At 43.7% G+C, this 15,867-nt stretch carries 9 protein-coding genes; all 9 read left to right on the top strand.

The window, feature by feature from the left end:
- Positions 1–141: 141 nt before the first annotated feature.
- The gene (locus BLS28_RS22090; RefSeq protein ID WP_091172453.1) at positions 142–1,077 is read left to right on the top strand and encodes a ring-cleaving dioxygenase; all 936 of its coding nucleotides are present in this window, start codon (positions 142–144) and stop codon (positions 1,075–1,077) included.
- Between the two features lie 8 nt (positions 1,078–1,085).
- Complete coding sequence (locus tag BLS28_RS22085; RefSeq protein WP_091172449.1) at positions 1,086–1,709, top strand: alpha/beta hydrolase; 624 nt, start codon at positions 1,086–1,088, stop codon at positions 1,707–1,709.
- 275 nt (positions 1,710–1,984) lie between these two features.
- Positions 1,985–2,569, top strand: coding sequence for an RNA polymerase sigma-70 factor (locus BLS28_RS22080; protein WP_090531831.1), 585 nt, complete (start codon positions 1,985–1,987; stop codon positions 2,567–2,569).
- Between the two features lie 361 nt (positions 2,570–2,930).
- A complete protein-coding gene (locus BLS28_RS22075; protein WP_091172444.1) occupies positions 2,931–4,091 on the top strand; it encodes a FecR family protein in 1,161 nt (386 codons plus the stop codon).
- 268 nt (positions 4,092–4,359) lie between these two features.
- Positions 4,360–7,710 carry a TonB-dependent receptor gene (locus BLS28_RS22070; protein ID WP_176844539.1) on the top strand — a complete coding sequence of 1,117 codons (3,351 nt, stop codon included), beginning with the start codon at positions 4,360–4,362 and terminating at the stop codon, positions 7,708–7,710.
- A gap of 53 nt (positions 7,711–7,763) precedes the next feature.
- On the top strand, positions 7,764–9,257 hold the full coding sequence (locus BLS28_RS22065) for a RagB/SusD family nutrient uptake outer membrane protein (RefSeq protein ID WP_091172437.1): 1,494 nt from the start codon (positions 7,764–7,766) through the stop codon (positions 9,255–9,257).
- Between the two features lie 176 nt (positions 9,258–9,433).
- Positions 9,434–12,205 carry an alpha-L-rhamnosidase gene (locus BLS28_RS22060; protein WP_091172434.1) on the top strand — a complete coding sequence of 924 codons (2,772 nt, stop codon included), beginning with the start codon at positions 9,434–9,436 and terminating at the stop codon, positions 12,203–12,205.
- Between the two features lie 14 nt (positions 12,206–12,219).
- Positions 12,220–13,380: an acyltransferase family protein gene (locus BLS28_RS22055; protein WP_256337509.1), complete on the top strand. Its 1,161-nt coding sequence runs from the start codon at positions 12,220–12,222 to the stop codon at positions 13,378–13,380.
- 22 nt (positions 13,381–13,402) lie between these two features.
- A complete protein-coding gene (locus tag BLS28_RS22050; protein ID WP_091172431.1) occupies positions 13,403–15,673 on the top strand; it encodes a beta-N-acetylhexosaminidase in 2,271 nt (756 codons plus the stop codon).
- Positions 15,674–15,867 lie beyond the last annotated feature (194 nt).

Raw genomic sequence — 15,867 nt, 5'->3', positions numbered from 1 at the left:
GGCGGATAATGAAATCGTTTAATAATAAAAAAACACTCCCCCGTTTTTCTTATCCTACATCAAGTGCCGCCGGTGATTTTGACCGTAATTTTGAGTCATAATAACACAGCAAATATTAAAATATTTAAAACAAGGAAAACAATGGAAAACACTATAAACGGCATTCATCACATCACTGCAATTGCAGGCAATGCCAAAAAAAACTATGATTTTTATACCCGTGTATTGGGCTTAAGGTTAGTTAAAAAAACTGTAAACTTTGATGATCCCGGTACCTATCACTTATATTATGGCGATGGCAATGGTACTCCCGGCTCCATCCTTACTTTCTTCCCATGGGAAGGTATCACAGCAGGTCGCCGGGGCGCAAGGCAGGTAACTGAAATTGGTTATTCGGTACCTGAAGGTAGTTTAGATTTCTGGTTGAAAAGGTTTGAAGACAACAATGTGATCTACAACAAACCGGCCGAAAAATTTGGTGAGCAGTATCTTACTTTCCTTGATCCTGATGGTTTGAAATTTGAGCTTATCGTTCCTAAAAAAGCCGATAACCGCACACCATGGGAAACTGCCGAAGTAACCGCTGCCAATGCAACCAAAGGTTTTCACAGCATTACCATTACATCAAATAAAATTGAGGCTACAGCCAAAATATTAACCGGTGTATTAGGCTATCGCTTACTGGAACAACATGTTAACCGCTACAGGTTTATTACCGATGCTGTCGACAATGCAGCTATAGTTGATTTGGTGGAAGTTCCGGGAGAAGTTGCCGGTCATGTAGCAGGTGGTTCTGTTCACCACGTAGCATTCCGTGTACCAAACGAAAAAGTATTGATGGAATACCGTGAAAAGATAGCCAACCTTGGCTTGCATATCACCGACAAAATAGACAGAAATTATTTCTACTCATTATACTTCCGCGAACCAGGTGGTGTTTTGTTTGAGATAGCAACCGACAACCCAGGCTTCGCGGTTGATGAACCAGCCGAATTATTGGGCACAGGTTTAAAATTACCTGCACAGTATGAAAACCTGCGCGGCGAGTTGGAAAAAACATTACCATCATTAGTTTAATCAAACAGATGTACAGGCACACAAAACAGGTTGTTTCGGCGGGAGTTCCCGCCGAACAGGCCAAAAAAGCCATCATTATGCTGCATGGCCGCGGCGCATCGGCAAGCAGCATTATCTCGCTTAAAGATCATCTCGAATTAGATGGTTACGCTATCTATGCGCCACAGGCCAATCAACATAGCTGGTATCCCTACAGTTTTATGGCCCCGGTGCAAAATAATCAACCGGCACTTGATTCGGCCCTTGAAGTGATTGACGAACTGGTTGAGGACCTCAGGCAAAAAGGAATAGCAAAGGAAAATATCTATTTCCTTGGTTTTTCGCAGGGCGCATGTTTAACGCTTGAATATACCGGCCGAAATGCCGGCAGGTACGGCGGGATTATCGCTTTCACCGGCGGATTGATAGGAGAGGAATTGGTTAAGGGAAACTATAAAGGCGATTTTAACAATACCCCGGTACTGGTCACCACTGGCGACCCCGACCCGCATGTACCGGTTAGCAGGGTTAATGACAGTGTTGAAATATTAAAAGAATTAAATGCAGATGTAACCCTCAAAATATATAAAGGCCGCCAGCATACTATTTCCCATGAAGAAATTGTGTTGGCAAACGAAATACTGAAGAATTGATTGTTTTCAAAGTTGAGTGTTTAAGAGTGGAGAGCTGCCCGGAGGGGCGGCTCTCTTTTTTTTGCCGGATAGCATTGACCAACCTGTATAATAAATAAGTTATGCCTATGCTTTTGATAACCTTTGGGTTATTTTATATTAATAACCGATAGTTTGAAATGATGGTTAAGTGATTCATAATTAGCGTATAAGCTTATTTTTACTTTTTAAATATATTAAATTAATATTTAAGTAATTTTAGCCTTTGTTTCCCGGACGAACTTAATTAGTAAACTATGCCCGACAAAATTGTGATGAGCGATATGCAGCTCATTAGCCGGTTAAAGGCTGATGATGAAGCGGCGCTTACCATGATTTACAGGAGATATTGGGCTTCACTTTTTAAAGCGGCTTATAATATCTTAAAAGACAGGCAGGCATGCGAGGATATTATCCAGGAACTGTTTATTAAGCTTTGGGATTGCCGGGCCGAAGTGGAGATCAATATATCGCTTAAAGCCTATCTGTATGCATCGGTACGTTACGGGGTTTACAGGCAAATCCGCACAGGTACGCCCGTAAGAAGCGAGATTTTTGACGATCTGATTGAGCGCCTGCACACCCCAGCTACCCACAACACCATTGAGCACAAAGAACTGCTACTGCAAATAAACCAGGTGATTGATACCCTGCCCGAAAAATGCCGGGAAGTTTACAAACTGAGCCGCGAAGAATGCCTTAGTCATAAGGAAATAGCCCTGCAGCTAAATATATCCACTAAAACCGTCGAAAATCATTTAACCAAAGCGCTTCGCCAGTTGCGCGGCTCGTTAGGCTCCGCTTTTATCCTGGAAGCGTTGATGTTTTTTTTAGATAAATAGCATCAAATGAAATCTTATCTATTTAAAAATGTAAGATATTTATTGCCGTTGGTTTTAACCAACGGTGAAATAATTCTAAAAGTCTGGCTTTAGCCCAATTATGCAGGTGGGTTTAGGCTAAAGCCCTCTTTATCGCTATTTAATATTCCGTTGGTTAAAACCAACGGCAATGAAAATTCTATTGAGTGATTAGATATTCTGATTGTTTTTAAACAGCTTTTTGCTGGATTTTTTTGGGGGAATAATTGATTTTTCGGCTAACATTCGTTTGTTAAAGCTTATTCATAAAATATTTTAATTTTTTTCATTTCGACGTAGGGGATACCCCCGTTTTTTTACTCTCCTTATCAAAACCACATTTGTGCAAAAGGAAGAATTTTTACAACTGATAGATAAATACCTGGCCGGGCAGGCAACTGCTGCGGACAAGGAACAGTTGTTGAATTTTTTTGAAAGCTTTCAGGGTGATACCGACGAATGGGACGAAATAGTGCTTGGTGTAAAGCAGGAACTGGAAGACCGCATGTTAACTAATATCAGGCAGGCGATAGCCGAGCCGGCATTTAACGCGCAGCCCCGGGTTATAAAGCTGCACTTTTTCAGAAATGTGGCCGCCGCAGCTATCATATTGCTGCTATCGGGTACTGCTGTTTATCATTGGTGTATTAAACATGAACAGCAAAAACTGGTGGCTCAAAGCAAAGCAATTGAAAAACATGACGTTGAGCCTGGCGATAACAGGGCTGTTTTAACCCTTGCCAACGGCTTCAAACTGATACTGGACTCGGCTAAGATCGGCTTGCTGAATCAATCGGGTAACATCAGCATTAATAAAACGCAGGATGGGCAGGTGGTTTACACCGCAGATAAGGACCAACAGCAAAATGGACCGGTTGCCTATAACATCATTAGCACCCCCAGGGGCGGTCAGTACCGGGTAGTGCTTCCTGATGGTTCAAAGGTTTGGCTTAATTCGGCCTCATCTTTAAAATTCCCTACGGCATTCACTGGCAATGAACGGGATGTTGAACTCACCGGTGAAGGATATTTTGAAGTGGCCAAAAATAAAGCGAAGCCTTTTAATGTAAGGGTTAAAGACATTAAAGTAGCCGTACTTGGTACGCATTTTAATATTATGGCCTATAATGATGAGGCCGCTGTTAAAACCACCCTTCTTGAAGGATCAGTGAAATTAACACAGGGTAATATAAGTAATTTACTAAAGCCCGGTCAGCAGGGCATTATAAATGATAAAAACATTAAAATTATTGATGTTGATACCGACGAGGCGGTGGCCTGGAAAAATGGCTTCTTTGACTTTGAGCGGGCAAACATACAAGATATTATGAAGCAGCTTTCGAGGTGGTATGGTACCGAAGTAATATACGAAGGTAAAATACCTGATGATGAGTTTGTAGGTAAGATCAGCAGGGATGTAAAACTATCGCAGGTATTGCACATCCTTGAATTAAGCCACGTGCGTTTTAGGATTGAGAACAAAAAAATAATTGTTACGCCTTAAATACCGGCAGCTGATTTTTAACTGCTAAACCCAAACTATGAAGAAACACTGACGATATAATCTCAAAATATTCCAACCTAAGCTCCCCTTATCTAAATCAAAGAAAAGCCGGAAGCGCTGCAACGCTTCCGGCATAATGAATTGGATCAAGCTTTCCTGAGTTTTCAATAACAGATTTTTTTAACCCAAACATCACGAAGTTATGCATTTAAACTTTACTGGTAAAGTATTTAGTGCCTTTGGTACACATTCAAAACTGTTTTTGACGATGAGATTAACCGTCTTATTACTAACTCTCGGCTGCCTCCAGCTAAGTGCTAAAAGTTTTTCACAATCCATAACCCTGAATGCGAGGGGGATAGCACTTGATAAAGCTTTTAAAGCAATTGAAAAACAAAGCGGCTATTATTTCTTTTACAGGTATAAAGATATTTCAAAAACCAAACCGGTTAATCTTTCACTAACTAATGCTTCATTACAGGAAGCGCTGCAGCAATGCTTTAAGGATGAGCCTTTAACGTATGTTATTGATGATAAAAATATTATTGTAAATAAAAAGAAAACGCCCGATGTAAGCACTGCCCAGGTACCCATAACCATAAGCGGTATTGTGGTAGATGATAAAAATCAGCCGTTACCGGGTGTTAATGTTAAAGTAAAAGGCACCAATGTTGGTGCTATAACCGGGGTGGACGGTAAGTATTCCCTAAATGCCGAAGATAATGCAGTTTTGGTATTTACATTTATCGGTTTTCAAACCAAAGAAGAACCGGTTAATAAAAGAACAACTATCAACGTTGTTTTAAGTGAAGATAACAAGGAATTAAAGGAGGTAGTTGTTGTAGGTTACGGCAACCAGGAGCGTAAGGATGTAACGGGTGCTGTTGGTTCGGTAAAAATGGGCAATATCAAAGAGATCAAAACAGCGAGTCTTGATTTGAAACTGGCCGGCCAGCTTGCGGGCGTAACCGTAAACCAGGTAACCGGTACTCCGGGTGGTGGTGTTTCTGTAAATATACGCGGCGCCGGTTCAGTAGGTGCCGGTGATGATCCTTTATATGTAATTGATGGATTCCCCATTTCTCCGGGGTTTGATCAATATCAAAATCCTTTAAGTACCATCAATCCCGACGATATAGAAAATATCAGTGTATTGAAAGACGCTGCTTCTACAGCTATTTACGGTTCGCGAGGGTCAAACGGTGTTATTTTGGTCACTACCAGGAGGGCGAAAAAAGGCGAGTCGTCAGTAACGGTAAATACTTCAACAGGTGTTCAAACCATATTGCCCAAAAGCAAATTAAAAATGATGACCGCCGAACAATACGCGCAGTGGCGTATTGAAGCTTTGCAGGATCTGGATAAAGTGAACGGAGTGCCATTCAGCATGAATCAGGTGCCTGAGGCGTTCAGGAATCCAAAAGCACTTGGCAAAGGTACTGATTGGTATGATGCAGTTACCCGTAATGCGCCTATGCAAAATTATGATGTTACTGTTTCAAATGGTACCGATAAAGTACGCTCTTTGTTTTCATTGGGATATTTTGATCAGCAAGGTACGGTGCTTAACACCGGATTCAGGAGATATTCGGTAAAAGTCAATATGGATGCCGATCTGTTTAAAAATGTTACGGCCGGTCTTAGCATCGCTCCAACTTACAGCCAGCGTAAATTACAACAAACAGACGGGCATTTTGACCAGGCTGTATTAAGCCAGGCCTATCTTGAAAGCCCGCTTACGCCGGTGAAACAGCCCGACGGTTCATATACCAATGTGGTAGGTTCGGAGGGAAACGGGAATATCGCAGGCACAGCACTTAACGCCAATCCGGTAAGTGAGCTGGTTAATACCACTAATAAGTATTCACAATTCCGTACGTTGGCTAATACATACGTTAACTGGGAAATAATTAAAGGCTTAGATGTAAAATCTACTTTTGGTATTGATTATCAGAATAGCAATGGCGATTACTTTCGCCCGTCGTTTTTAGGAAGCTTCCGCATTCCCAATAAGGACGGAAACCAGGTTAAAGCTATAGGATCATTTAATTCGTCTAATTCCTTCAACTGGCTTAGCGAAAACTCCGTAACCTACAAAAAAACGTGGGGCAGTCATACATTAACTGTTTTGGGCGACTATTCAATACAGCAGGAAACCAGCCACTATCGTTTAACCTATGGCACCGGTTTTCCCGACGATGTAGTCCGTTCGGTAAGGGCCGCTACCATTATCACAGCTAATGCCGGTGACGAGGAATGGAGGCTATTATCGCTGATTGGCAGGGTGAACTATGCATATAAGGATAAGTATTTATTAAGCGCCTCCATACGCCGCGACGGATCGTCAAGGTTTGCACCGGGGCACCGGTGGGGAACTTTCCCTTCAGTATCGGGCGGCTGGCGGATCTCTGACGAATCATTCTTCCCAAAAACAAATGTGATCGATCAGCTGAAATTCACAGCCAGCTACGGTCACGCGGGTAATAACAGCGTGGGTAACTACGACTATGTAGCCGCTGTAGACGAAACCAATTATACTTTTGGCGGAGCACTGGCTCCCGGAAAGTCAATTACGGATCTCGGTAATGCTGAAGTTGGCTGGGAAACAACCAAACAGTTTGATGTAGGCATGGACCTTTCGTTATTTAAAGGCCGGGTTTACTTAATTGCCGAGTATTATAACCGCTTTACCGAACGGTTACTGCAATATATACCCGTGCCGATAGCCTCGGGCTACGGATACGCGTTATCAAATGTTGGCAACGTGCGTAACCGCGGCTTTGAGTTTACGGTAACCACCAAAAACATAGTTAGCAAAGCTTTTAACTGGAGTACAGATTTTAATATATCGTTAAATCGTAATAAGGTTATAAGCCTTGGCCCTACACCTCAAATCTATGACGCGCCCCGGAATGACAACCCAACCAGTATTACACTGGTAGGGTTGCCGCTTGGGCAGTTTTACGGATATATTTTTGAAGGTATATTCCAAAGCCAGGCCGAACTTGACAAATACCCGCATTTTGAAGGTGAAAATGTTGGCAATATCAGGTATAAGGATGTTAATAATGACGGTGTTATTGATGGTAAAGACCAGGTACCTATTGGCAACCCCTGGCCTAAATTTACATTTGGTTTTAACAACCACTTCAGTTACAAACAATTTGACCTGAACATTATCTCGGCCGGCTCGGTAGGGGGGCATGTGTTTGATATGTACAAACAGTTTACAACCAATTTGGATGGTATTTTTAATGTTGAGCAAAGTGTTATAAACCGCTGGAGATCACCGGAGCAGCCGGGGGCCGGCATATTGCCTACTACTACTTCAAACACTGGCCTTGCCCGCGATTTTTATCCCTCATATTGGGTAGAGAGCAACTCGTATTTAATGGTGAAGAATATTGATCTCGGTTACAATTTCAAAACAAAATTCAGCAAAAACTTCAGGGTATACTTCAGCGCTCAAAATGCCATCCTGATTACAGGTTATAAAGGAGGCAGCCCCGAGGTCGGCATTGAGGGGCAACAGGGTAACCGTTCGTTATCACCCAATGTGAATTTTACAGGCTATCCTGTTTCGGCAATTTACACATTAGGTTGTAACGTGACATTTTAGTGGATACAGCGATTTTTGAAAACACAATTGAGCAACATTAAGAATCAGAAGACATGAAAAAAAACATATACCTTTTTCTTAGCCTCGCAGCTATTGGTTTTTACGGCTGTAAAAAGGATTATCTTAACCTGCAACCCACAGATACTCAAAACAGTGCCAACTTTTTTAAAACAAAGGCCCAGTTTGTTCAGGCTATTAATGGTGCCTATGCCCCTCTTCAGGGTTTATATAACGGGTCATTTTGGGCAATGGGCGAAATGCGGTCTGATAATACTTCATATGAATATGATCCTTACGATCGTTCAGGCAACAATAAGGAGGAGTTGGATGAGTTTCGCGAATTGAATAATAATGATATTGTGCAGGCGTACTTCAGCTCCTGTTTCACCGGTATCGGCCGCTGCAATGTTATCATCAATCGCTTGCCGGCTGCCAAGCTTGATGCCGCCACTACCGATACCATAGGAGGGCAAGCTTTATTTTTACGGGCGTTCAATTATTTTAACCTGGTACGTATGTTTGGTGATGTACCGCTGGTGCTTGTCGAGCCAAAATCGGTAGGTGATGCTTATGACCTGTCCACTAAGTCACCGGAAGCTGCTGTTTATACCCAGATCATCGCGGACGCCCAGGCCGCGATAGCTAAACTACCTGTAAAATACCAAACCACCGCTAATAAAGGCAGGGTAACCAAAGGTACTGTCGAAACCATGCTGGCCGAAGTTTATATGACCCAAAAGAAATTTGATTTAGCCATACCACTGTTACGCAGTGTTATATCGTCAGGGGCCTATAACCTTAACGCTAATTATGCGGATAATTTTGATATTGCTAAGGAAAACGGCCCCGAGTCAATTTTTCAAATTCAGTATATTGAAGGCCCTAACGGCCTGGGGGCTGATTTTATAGATACTTTCATCCCATGGGATTACTATGATAATGATGTTACCGGCTTTTACATCGGTAACAATGCTCAAAACGGCTGGAATATCCCTACTCAGGACCTTGTCAATGCCTATGAAGAAGGCGATAAAAGGAAAGATGCTTCACTGATAAACTTTACATCAGATGAGTACGGCATCGATCTGCCTTTCATAAAGAAGTATCAGAGCATCGGATCGGTACAAGGCATTACCGGCAACAACTTCCCGGTTTATCGTTATGCAGATGTTTACCTGATGCTTGCCGAGTGTTTAAACGAACAAGGCTTTGCAGCAGGTGGCGATGCTTTCAAATATCTGAACCTGGTTAGGCAGCGCGCGGGGCTTGAACCTAAATCAATGGGTAATGCCAATCCCGACTTGAACGTTACCAGCCAGGAGGAGTTCCGTGCTGCCATAGCACACGAGCGCCAGGTTGAGCTTGCGTTTGAAAACCACCGTTGGTTTGACCTTTTGCGCACCGGCAAGGCCGTTGAGGTAATGAAAGCACATGCTATCAGCGAACGGGCGTATAAAAATAGCTCATGGCAAATTAATTCTGCTGCCTATAGCAATATCCGCCTGCTGTTCCAGTATCCTTTAAATGAAGCAAACCTCGAACATTAATAATGTTACATGGCCAGGGTGAAACTTTTACCCGGCTATATTACGTTTATAGGTGTATATTGCGATGAACGCACATTTTGTGGGCAGGCTCGATGAAAAATTTCAGGTGCATATCAAAACAATATTGCTGTTAAAGTTTATTTAATAGCATGAACTATTAAAACCCCAAAAAAGGTATGTGTAAAAAGGTATGCACACGCGTTATTATATTGTTTTTTTCTTTTCTGCCAATAATTGTACAAGCACAAAAAGTGCCGCCTGTTCCTCCGCCGTTCCGGGTTGATAACCTGGTTTGTGAATACAAAATAAACCCCATCTCTGTCGACGATGCCGTTCCCCGTCTTGGTTGGAAACTAATAACCCGGGATCGCAACATTCAGCAAATTGCCTATGAAATAAGGGTAGGCAGTAATGCCGTATCCTTACTGAAAGGTAAAGACCTGCTCTGGACCTCGGGAAAAGTTAACTCCAATGAATCGCTGCATGTTTACTATGGCGGCCCTGCGCTCGCTTCACGTCAGAAAGTTTACTGGCAGGTACGCGTTTGGAATAACCGGCAGCAGGTTACCCCATGGAGCATGGTTAACTCATGGAAAATGGGCCTGCTTAAACCCGCCGACTGGAGCGCCAAATGGATAGAAAATAATTACCTGTCGGATACTACCGGTGGCCCATGCCCCATGTTCAGGAAAACATTTAAGCTTGATCATAAGGTACGTGCGGCGCATTTATACATTACTGCCCACGGTTTATATGAGGCGCAATTTAATGGTAAACGAATTAGCAGCGACTATTTTGCCCCCGGCTGGACGAGTTACAATAAACGCCTGCAATACCAGGTTTATGATGTAACTGCCGACCTGCTAAAAGGCGATAACGCTGTTGGCGTAACCCTTGGCGACGGCTGGTACCGTGGTTATACCTATAATCGAAAAAAGAATGTGTATGGCACCAAACTTGGTTTGCTTTTTCAGTTAGAGGTGGTGTACACTAACGGTAAACGGATACTCATTAATTCGGATAAAACCTGGAAGGTAGCTTATGGGCCGATCCGTTCATCATCATTTTTTGATGGCGAAGTTTATGATGCCCGCAAGGAGAAGAAAGGCTGGTCGACCATTGCTTACAAAGATTTAAACTGGGATTCGGTACGCACCGTTGATACCGTTAAAGAAAATTTAGTGGCCACATTTGGTCCGCCGGTGCGCAAGCACGAAATGTTTAAGCCGCTCAAAGTATTTACCACTCCTGCGGGCGAGCATGTGGTTGATTTTGGGCAAAACCTGGTTGGCTGGGTGCAGTTTAAATTAAAGGCAAAAGCAGGCGATACGGTAAAGCTGTTCCATGCCGAGGTTTTGGATCAGAAAGGGAACTTCTACACAAAAAACCTGCGTACAGCCAAACAGGAAAACGTTTATGTTTTTAAGGGCGATAGTATTGAAACATTCGAACCTCATTTTACCTTCCAGGGCTTCAGGTACCTGAAGGTTGAAGGATATGAAGGCCAGTTGGATTCGACCAATGTGGTTGCCTTTGCCTTGTACTCGGATATGGCGCAAACGGGTATGTTCTCTACCTCTAATCCACTCATTAACCAGTTGCAGCATAATATTCAATGGGGGCAAAAGGGCAATTTTATCGATGTACCTACCGACTGCCCCCAGCGCGATGAGCGTATGGGCTGGACGGGCGATGCTCAGGCTTTTTCCCGCACCGCTACCTTCAATATGGATGTGGCCGGATTTTTTACCAAATGGCTAAAAGATCTTTCGGCCGACCAGCATAAAAACGGCGCGGTACCTTATGTGATCCCTAACATGCTGGATAGCGCTTCGGCAGCAGCCTCAGGATGGAGCGATGTGGCAACCATTGTCCCCTGGAATATTTACCTGGCTTACGGCGACAAAAAGGTATTGGAAAACCAGTACCCAAGCATGACCGCCTGGGTGGGCTACATTACCCGGCATACCCGAAACGGCCTTTGGGACACCGGTAACCACTTTGGCGACTGGCTGTTTTACGCCGGCACCGACTACGAGGATGGCGCCGCCCTAACCGATAAAAACCTGATAGCGCAGGCTTTTTATGCTTATTCAACTCAGCTGGTTATTAATGCCGCTACTATATTGGGTAAGGAAGATGATGTTAAAAAATATACCGCGCTGTTAGCTGATATCAAAAAGGCTTTCCAGGCAGAATATGTTACACCTAACGGACGTATGATTTCGGGTACGCAAACATCATATGTACTTGCCCTGAACTTCGACCTGCTGCCCGAAAACCTGCGCGAATCTGCAGCAAAAAGGCTGGTAAACAATATTGAAGATTATGATGAACACATTACAACAGGCTTTTTAGGCACGCCGTATATCTGTCATGTGTTAAGTCGTTTCGGTCACACCGATATTGCCTATGACCTGTTGATGAAAGAATCATACCCTTCATGGCTTTATCCCGTAAAAAACGGGGCTACTACCATTTGGGAGCGCTGGGATGGCATAAAACCCAATGGTACTTTTGAAGACCCGGAGATGAACTCCTTTAACCACTATGCTTATGGCGCCATTGGCGATTGGATGTACCGGGTTATTGCAGGGATCAATACCGACGAGAGTAGCCCTGGCTTTCATAAAATAAATATCTTCCCGCATCCCGGCGGTAAATTGACCAATGCCAATGCCGAGCTGGAAACATTATACGGAAAGGTAAAATCGGCCTGGAGTATTGATAACGGCATTTTTACCCTTGATGTAATTGTGCCGCCAAATACTACTGCTACGGTCACTTTGCCGGCGGTTGATGGCCCGGTGACAGAAAGTAATATCGACATTAATACCAATAAAGATATCGCCAACATCAAACCGGCCGGCGGCGATATGCAGATGGATGTGGGCTCGGGTACTTACCAGTTCAAATACATTTTAAAAACCCATAAAAAAAATACCTAATGGTACTATAATACATGGCAACTATGGTAATCAATCAGCAGGAAGCGCTTAAAAACACAGGCACAACAAAGGCAAGCCGCCCAAGACTTTTGTCGCTTGATTTTTTCAGGGGATTTACCGTAGCTGCTATGATCCTGGTAAATGACCCCGGCGATTGGGGGCATATTTACTGGCCGCTTGAACACTCCAAATGGAACGGCTGTACCCCAACAGACCTGGTGTTTCCCTTCTTCCTGTTTATGGTAGGCGTATCTATCGTATATGCCATGGAAAGTAAAAAAGCGGATATAGCTAATCATAACAAATTGCTGTTATCCATCCTGCGCCGTACGCTGATTATCATAGCCCTTGGCGTTTGTTTACCACTGATCAACGATTTTCAATTCGCGCATCTGCGTTTTCCCGGTGTGTTGCAGCGCATCGGGCTTGTTTTTGGCATAACTGCCTTGCTGTACGTTAAAACCGGCATCCGTACACAGGTAATTATCGCTGTAAGCTGTTTAATAGGTTATTTTTTATTGATGACGCTGGTACCTGTACCGGGTTTTGGTACACCTAACCTTGAACCGGCAACCAATTTGGGCGCCTGGATTGACAGATCGGTATTTACCGAAAACCACCTCTGGAGCTCATCCAAAACCTGGGACCCGGAGGGTTTGCTTGGGACAATCCCATCTGTTGCTACCTGTTTGTTAGGTGTATTCACCGGTACCTGGCTCAAAATGGGCAAACTTAAAACCAGTGCTGATCTGCTTAAAATAATGGGAGCCGGCATCGTATTGATCATACTGGCTTTGATCTGGAATCCATTTTTTCCAGTTAACAAACAATTGTGGACAAGCTCATTCGTGTTGCTTACTGCCGGGCTGGCTATTAATATTCTTGCATTGTCATACTGGTTTATTGATATCAAAGGGAATAAAGCCCTGCTGCCGCCATTTTTAGCGTTCGGGCGTAATGCCATTGCTGCCTATGTTTTGGCCGATATTATCCCGGCTTTAATAGCTGCCATCCCGGTAGGTAAAACCAATTTATGGTCGTTCACTTATAATCAGTTATTTGTGCCATATCTCTCGCCCGAAAACGCTTCACTGGCCGGAGCTATCCTGACTGTGCTGATCATTTTTATCCCGGTTTGGATCCTCTACAAAAGGAATATTACCATTAAGGTATAATCTTTATTCATCATCTACCGAAATGAAGAAAACACCATTTTTTAAACATATTTTACTGTTCACCTCACTGCTTTTATTGGCAATAACGGTAAAAGCACAGTTTCATATCATCCCGCAGCCGTTAAGTTTAAAGGAAGGGAAGGGCAGCTTTATTTTAAGTAAGTCTGCCGTGATCGGGGTTAATAAAGAGACAGAACCAATAGGCAAATACCTGCAGGATTACCTTAATCAAAACTACGGCCTGCAAACAACGGTAAAAGTTTTTGAAAAGATCCCTGCCAAAACAGCCATCAGGTTAAACAATGTTTGGTCTAATGCTGAGAGTGCCTACACGATGAATGTAAACCCTGCATCGGTAAGTATCAGCGGCAGTGGGGCTGGTGTTTTTTACGGGGTACAATCACTAATTCAATTGTTGCCGACAGATAAAGCAGCACCCCTAAAAGTAACTACCTGTACCATAGCCGATCAGCCACGTTTTGGCTGGCGTGGCCTAAGCCTTGATGTAAGCCGCCATTTTTTTACGGTTGATGAAGTAAAAAAATACATCGACGTAATGGCACATTACAAACTGAATGTGTTTCATTGGCACTTAACCGACGATGAAGGCTGGCGCATCCAGATTGATAAATATCCGCGCCTTACCGAAGTTGGTGCCAGGATCAGCTACTATGCTAAACGGGGCGAATTCCGTAAGCTGGACAATCTGATAGATGACGGTCGCGACGGGTTTTATACCAAGGATGAAATTAGGGATGTGATTAAATATGCGCAGGACAGATTTGTGACGATCCTGCCCGAAATTGAAATGCCGGGCCATAGCGAGGCTGCTATTTTTGCTTACCCGCAACTGGGCTGCCAGGATTCGACAGGGGCTAAACACCGCGTGCGGATGCTTGACCCGAGTGAATATACTTTCAAATTTATGGAAGATGTGCTGACAGAAGTGATAGCACTGTTCCCGAACCAATACATTCATATCGGCGGTGATGAAGCTGAGATGGCCGATTGGCTCAAAAGCCCTACAGCAGTTGCACTCATGAAACGTGAGCACCTGAAAGACGAAAAAGAAGTACAGAGTTATTTTATTAAACGGATAGAAAGGTTCCTGCTGTCAAAAAATAAGAAGTTAGTTGGTTGGGACGAGATTTTGGAGGGTGGCCTTGCCGAGTCAGCGACAGTAATGAGCTGGCAGGGCGAAGCAGGAGGGATAGCTGCCGCCAGGATGCATCATCACGTAGTAATGACGCCGCTGCCATACATGTACTTTGATGCCCCGCAAGCCAATGAGGATCTGGAACCGATAGGCTGGAATCCGCCGGTTACCTGGCAAATGGTTTATAATTATGAGCCGCAGTCGAAAGAACTAACCAATGCAGAAGCGGAGTATATCTTAGGTGCCCAGGGCAATATCTGGAACGAAAAGGTGCCCAACGCGCAGCACCTGCAATACATGGTTTACCCCCGTGCCCTCGCCGTAGCCGAACTCACCTGGAGTCCGAAAAATGAAAAAGACCTGGAGCGCTTCGGCTGGAAAATGAAAAACCAGTACGGCCTGTTTAAGTTGTGGGATTTCAACGCCCGCCTGCCTGATATTGACGGCGTAGACAACGTAATTACCAATAAAAGCCGGTTTAAACTAACGCTGAGCTACCCGCTGAAAGGAGCTAAAGTACGTTATGCGTTAAACGGTAAAATGCCGGATGCCAATAGCGTGGCTGTACCTTTCCCGGTAAATATCAATGTACCCTTAAAAGACAGCATCGGTTTAAGAACCTTCACCACCTGGACATTGAATGATCAACACATTCGCCAAATGGCCAGCATCAGGCGGGTGAATATCAAGTCTGCACATGAAAAAGTTGCTAACCTCAAACCCGGAATGGCTTACGAGGTTTTTAAAACGAGGGAACGCGATATAGATAAGCTGGAAAATGAAAAGCCAACGGAAACCGGCGAAACAAGCCTGATTGTACCCGTTAAAATTGCAACCGAAGGTTTTATTAACTGGGTTAAAATTAAAGGTTTTATCAAAATAGACAAGGAAGCGGATTATGAATTAACTACCGGTTTTGAGGTTAGTCCTGCTTTGTTTTTGGATGAAGTACCGGTAATTAAACCCGGGCTGAACACTTATGTAGAACCGCAAAAAGCTCTATTACATTTGAAAAAAGGCATCTATGCTTTAAGCGGACATTACATGGCTGATAAAGCTAATGAGAATCAAACCCTGACAGAATTGAAGGTAGCCGGAGGGGAAAAGCTTTATTCTAAGTTTTATTTGATGCATTGAAGGGATAAAATCGGTTTCTATGCCGTTGTTGGTGACAACACCATAGGTGTACGGAAGATGCAGATCAGTTGAAATTATTGGTTTAAAAAACCATGTTATTGCGAGGAGGAACGACGAAGCAATCTCGTAGTTATACAGAGCGGACATGCATTGGCTACGAGATTGCCGCGCTACGCTCACGATGACACGCTCTT

Source organism: Mucilaginibacter gossypii (assembly GCF_900100945.1).
In the GTDB taxonomy this organism is placed as follows: domain Bacteria; phylum Bacteroidota; class Bacteroidia; order Sphingobacteriales; family Sphingobacteriaceae; genus Mucilaginibacter; species Mucilaginibacter gossypii.
The sequence above is the reverse complement of the archived record's forward strand: the minus strand, read 5'-3'. Positions and strand labels throughout refer to the sequence as shown.

Coding starts and splice junctions, on each gene's coding strand:
- BLS28_RS22065 (WP_091172437.1), top strand. CDS start 7,764: ATGAAAAAAAACATATACCTTTTTCTTAGCCTCGCAGCTATTGGTTTT.
- BLS28_RS22090 (WP_091172453.1), top strand. CDS start 142: ATGGAAAACACTATAAACGGCATTCATCACATCACTGCAATTGCAGGC.
- BLS28_RS22055 (WP_256337509.1), top strand. CDS start 12,220: ATGGCAACTATGGTAATCAATCAGCAGGAAGCGCTTAAAAACACAGGC.
- BLS28_RS22060 (WP_091172434.1), top strand. CDS start 9,434: ATGTGTAAAAAGGTATGCACACGCGTTATTATATTGTTTTTTTCTTTT.
- BLS28_RS22080 (WP_090531831.1), top strand. CDS start 1,985: ATGCCCGACAAAATTGTGATGAGCGATATGCAGCTCATTAGCCGGTTA.
- BLS28_RS22070 (WP_176844539.1), top strand. CDS start 4,360: ATGAGATTAACCGTCTTATTACTAACTCTCGGCTGCCTCCAGCTAAGT.
- BLS28_RS22050 (WP_091172431.1), top strand. CDS start 13,403: ATGAAGAAAACACCATTTTTTAAACATATTTTACTGTTCACCTCACTG.
- BLS28_RS22085 (WP_091172449.1), top strand. CDS start 1,086: ATGTACAGGCACACAAAACAGGTTGTTTCGGCGGGAGTTCCCGCCGAA.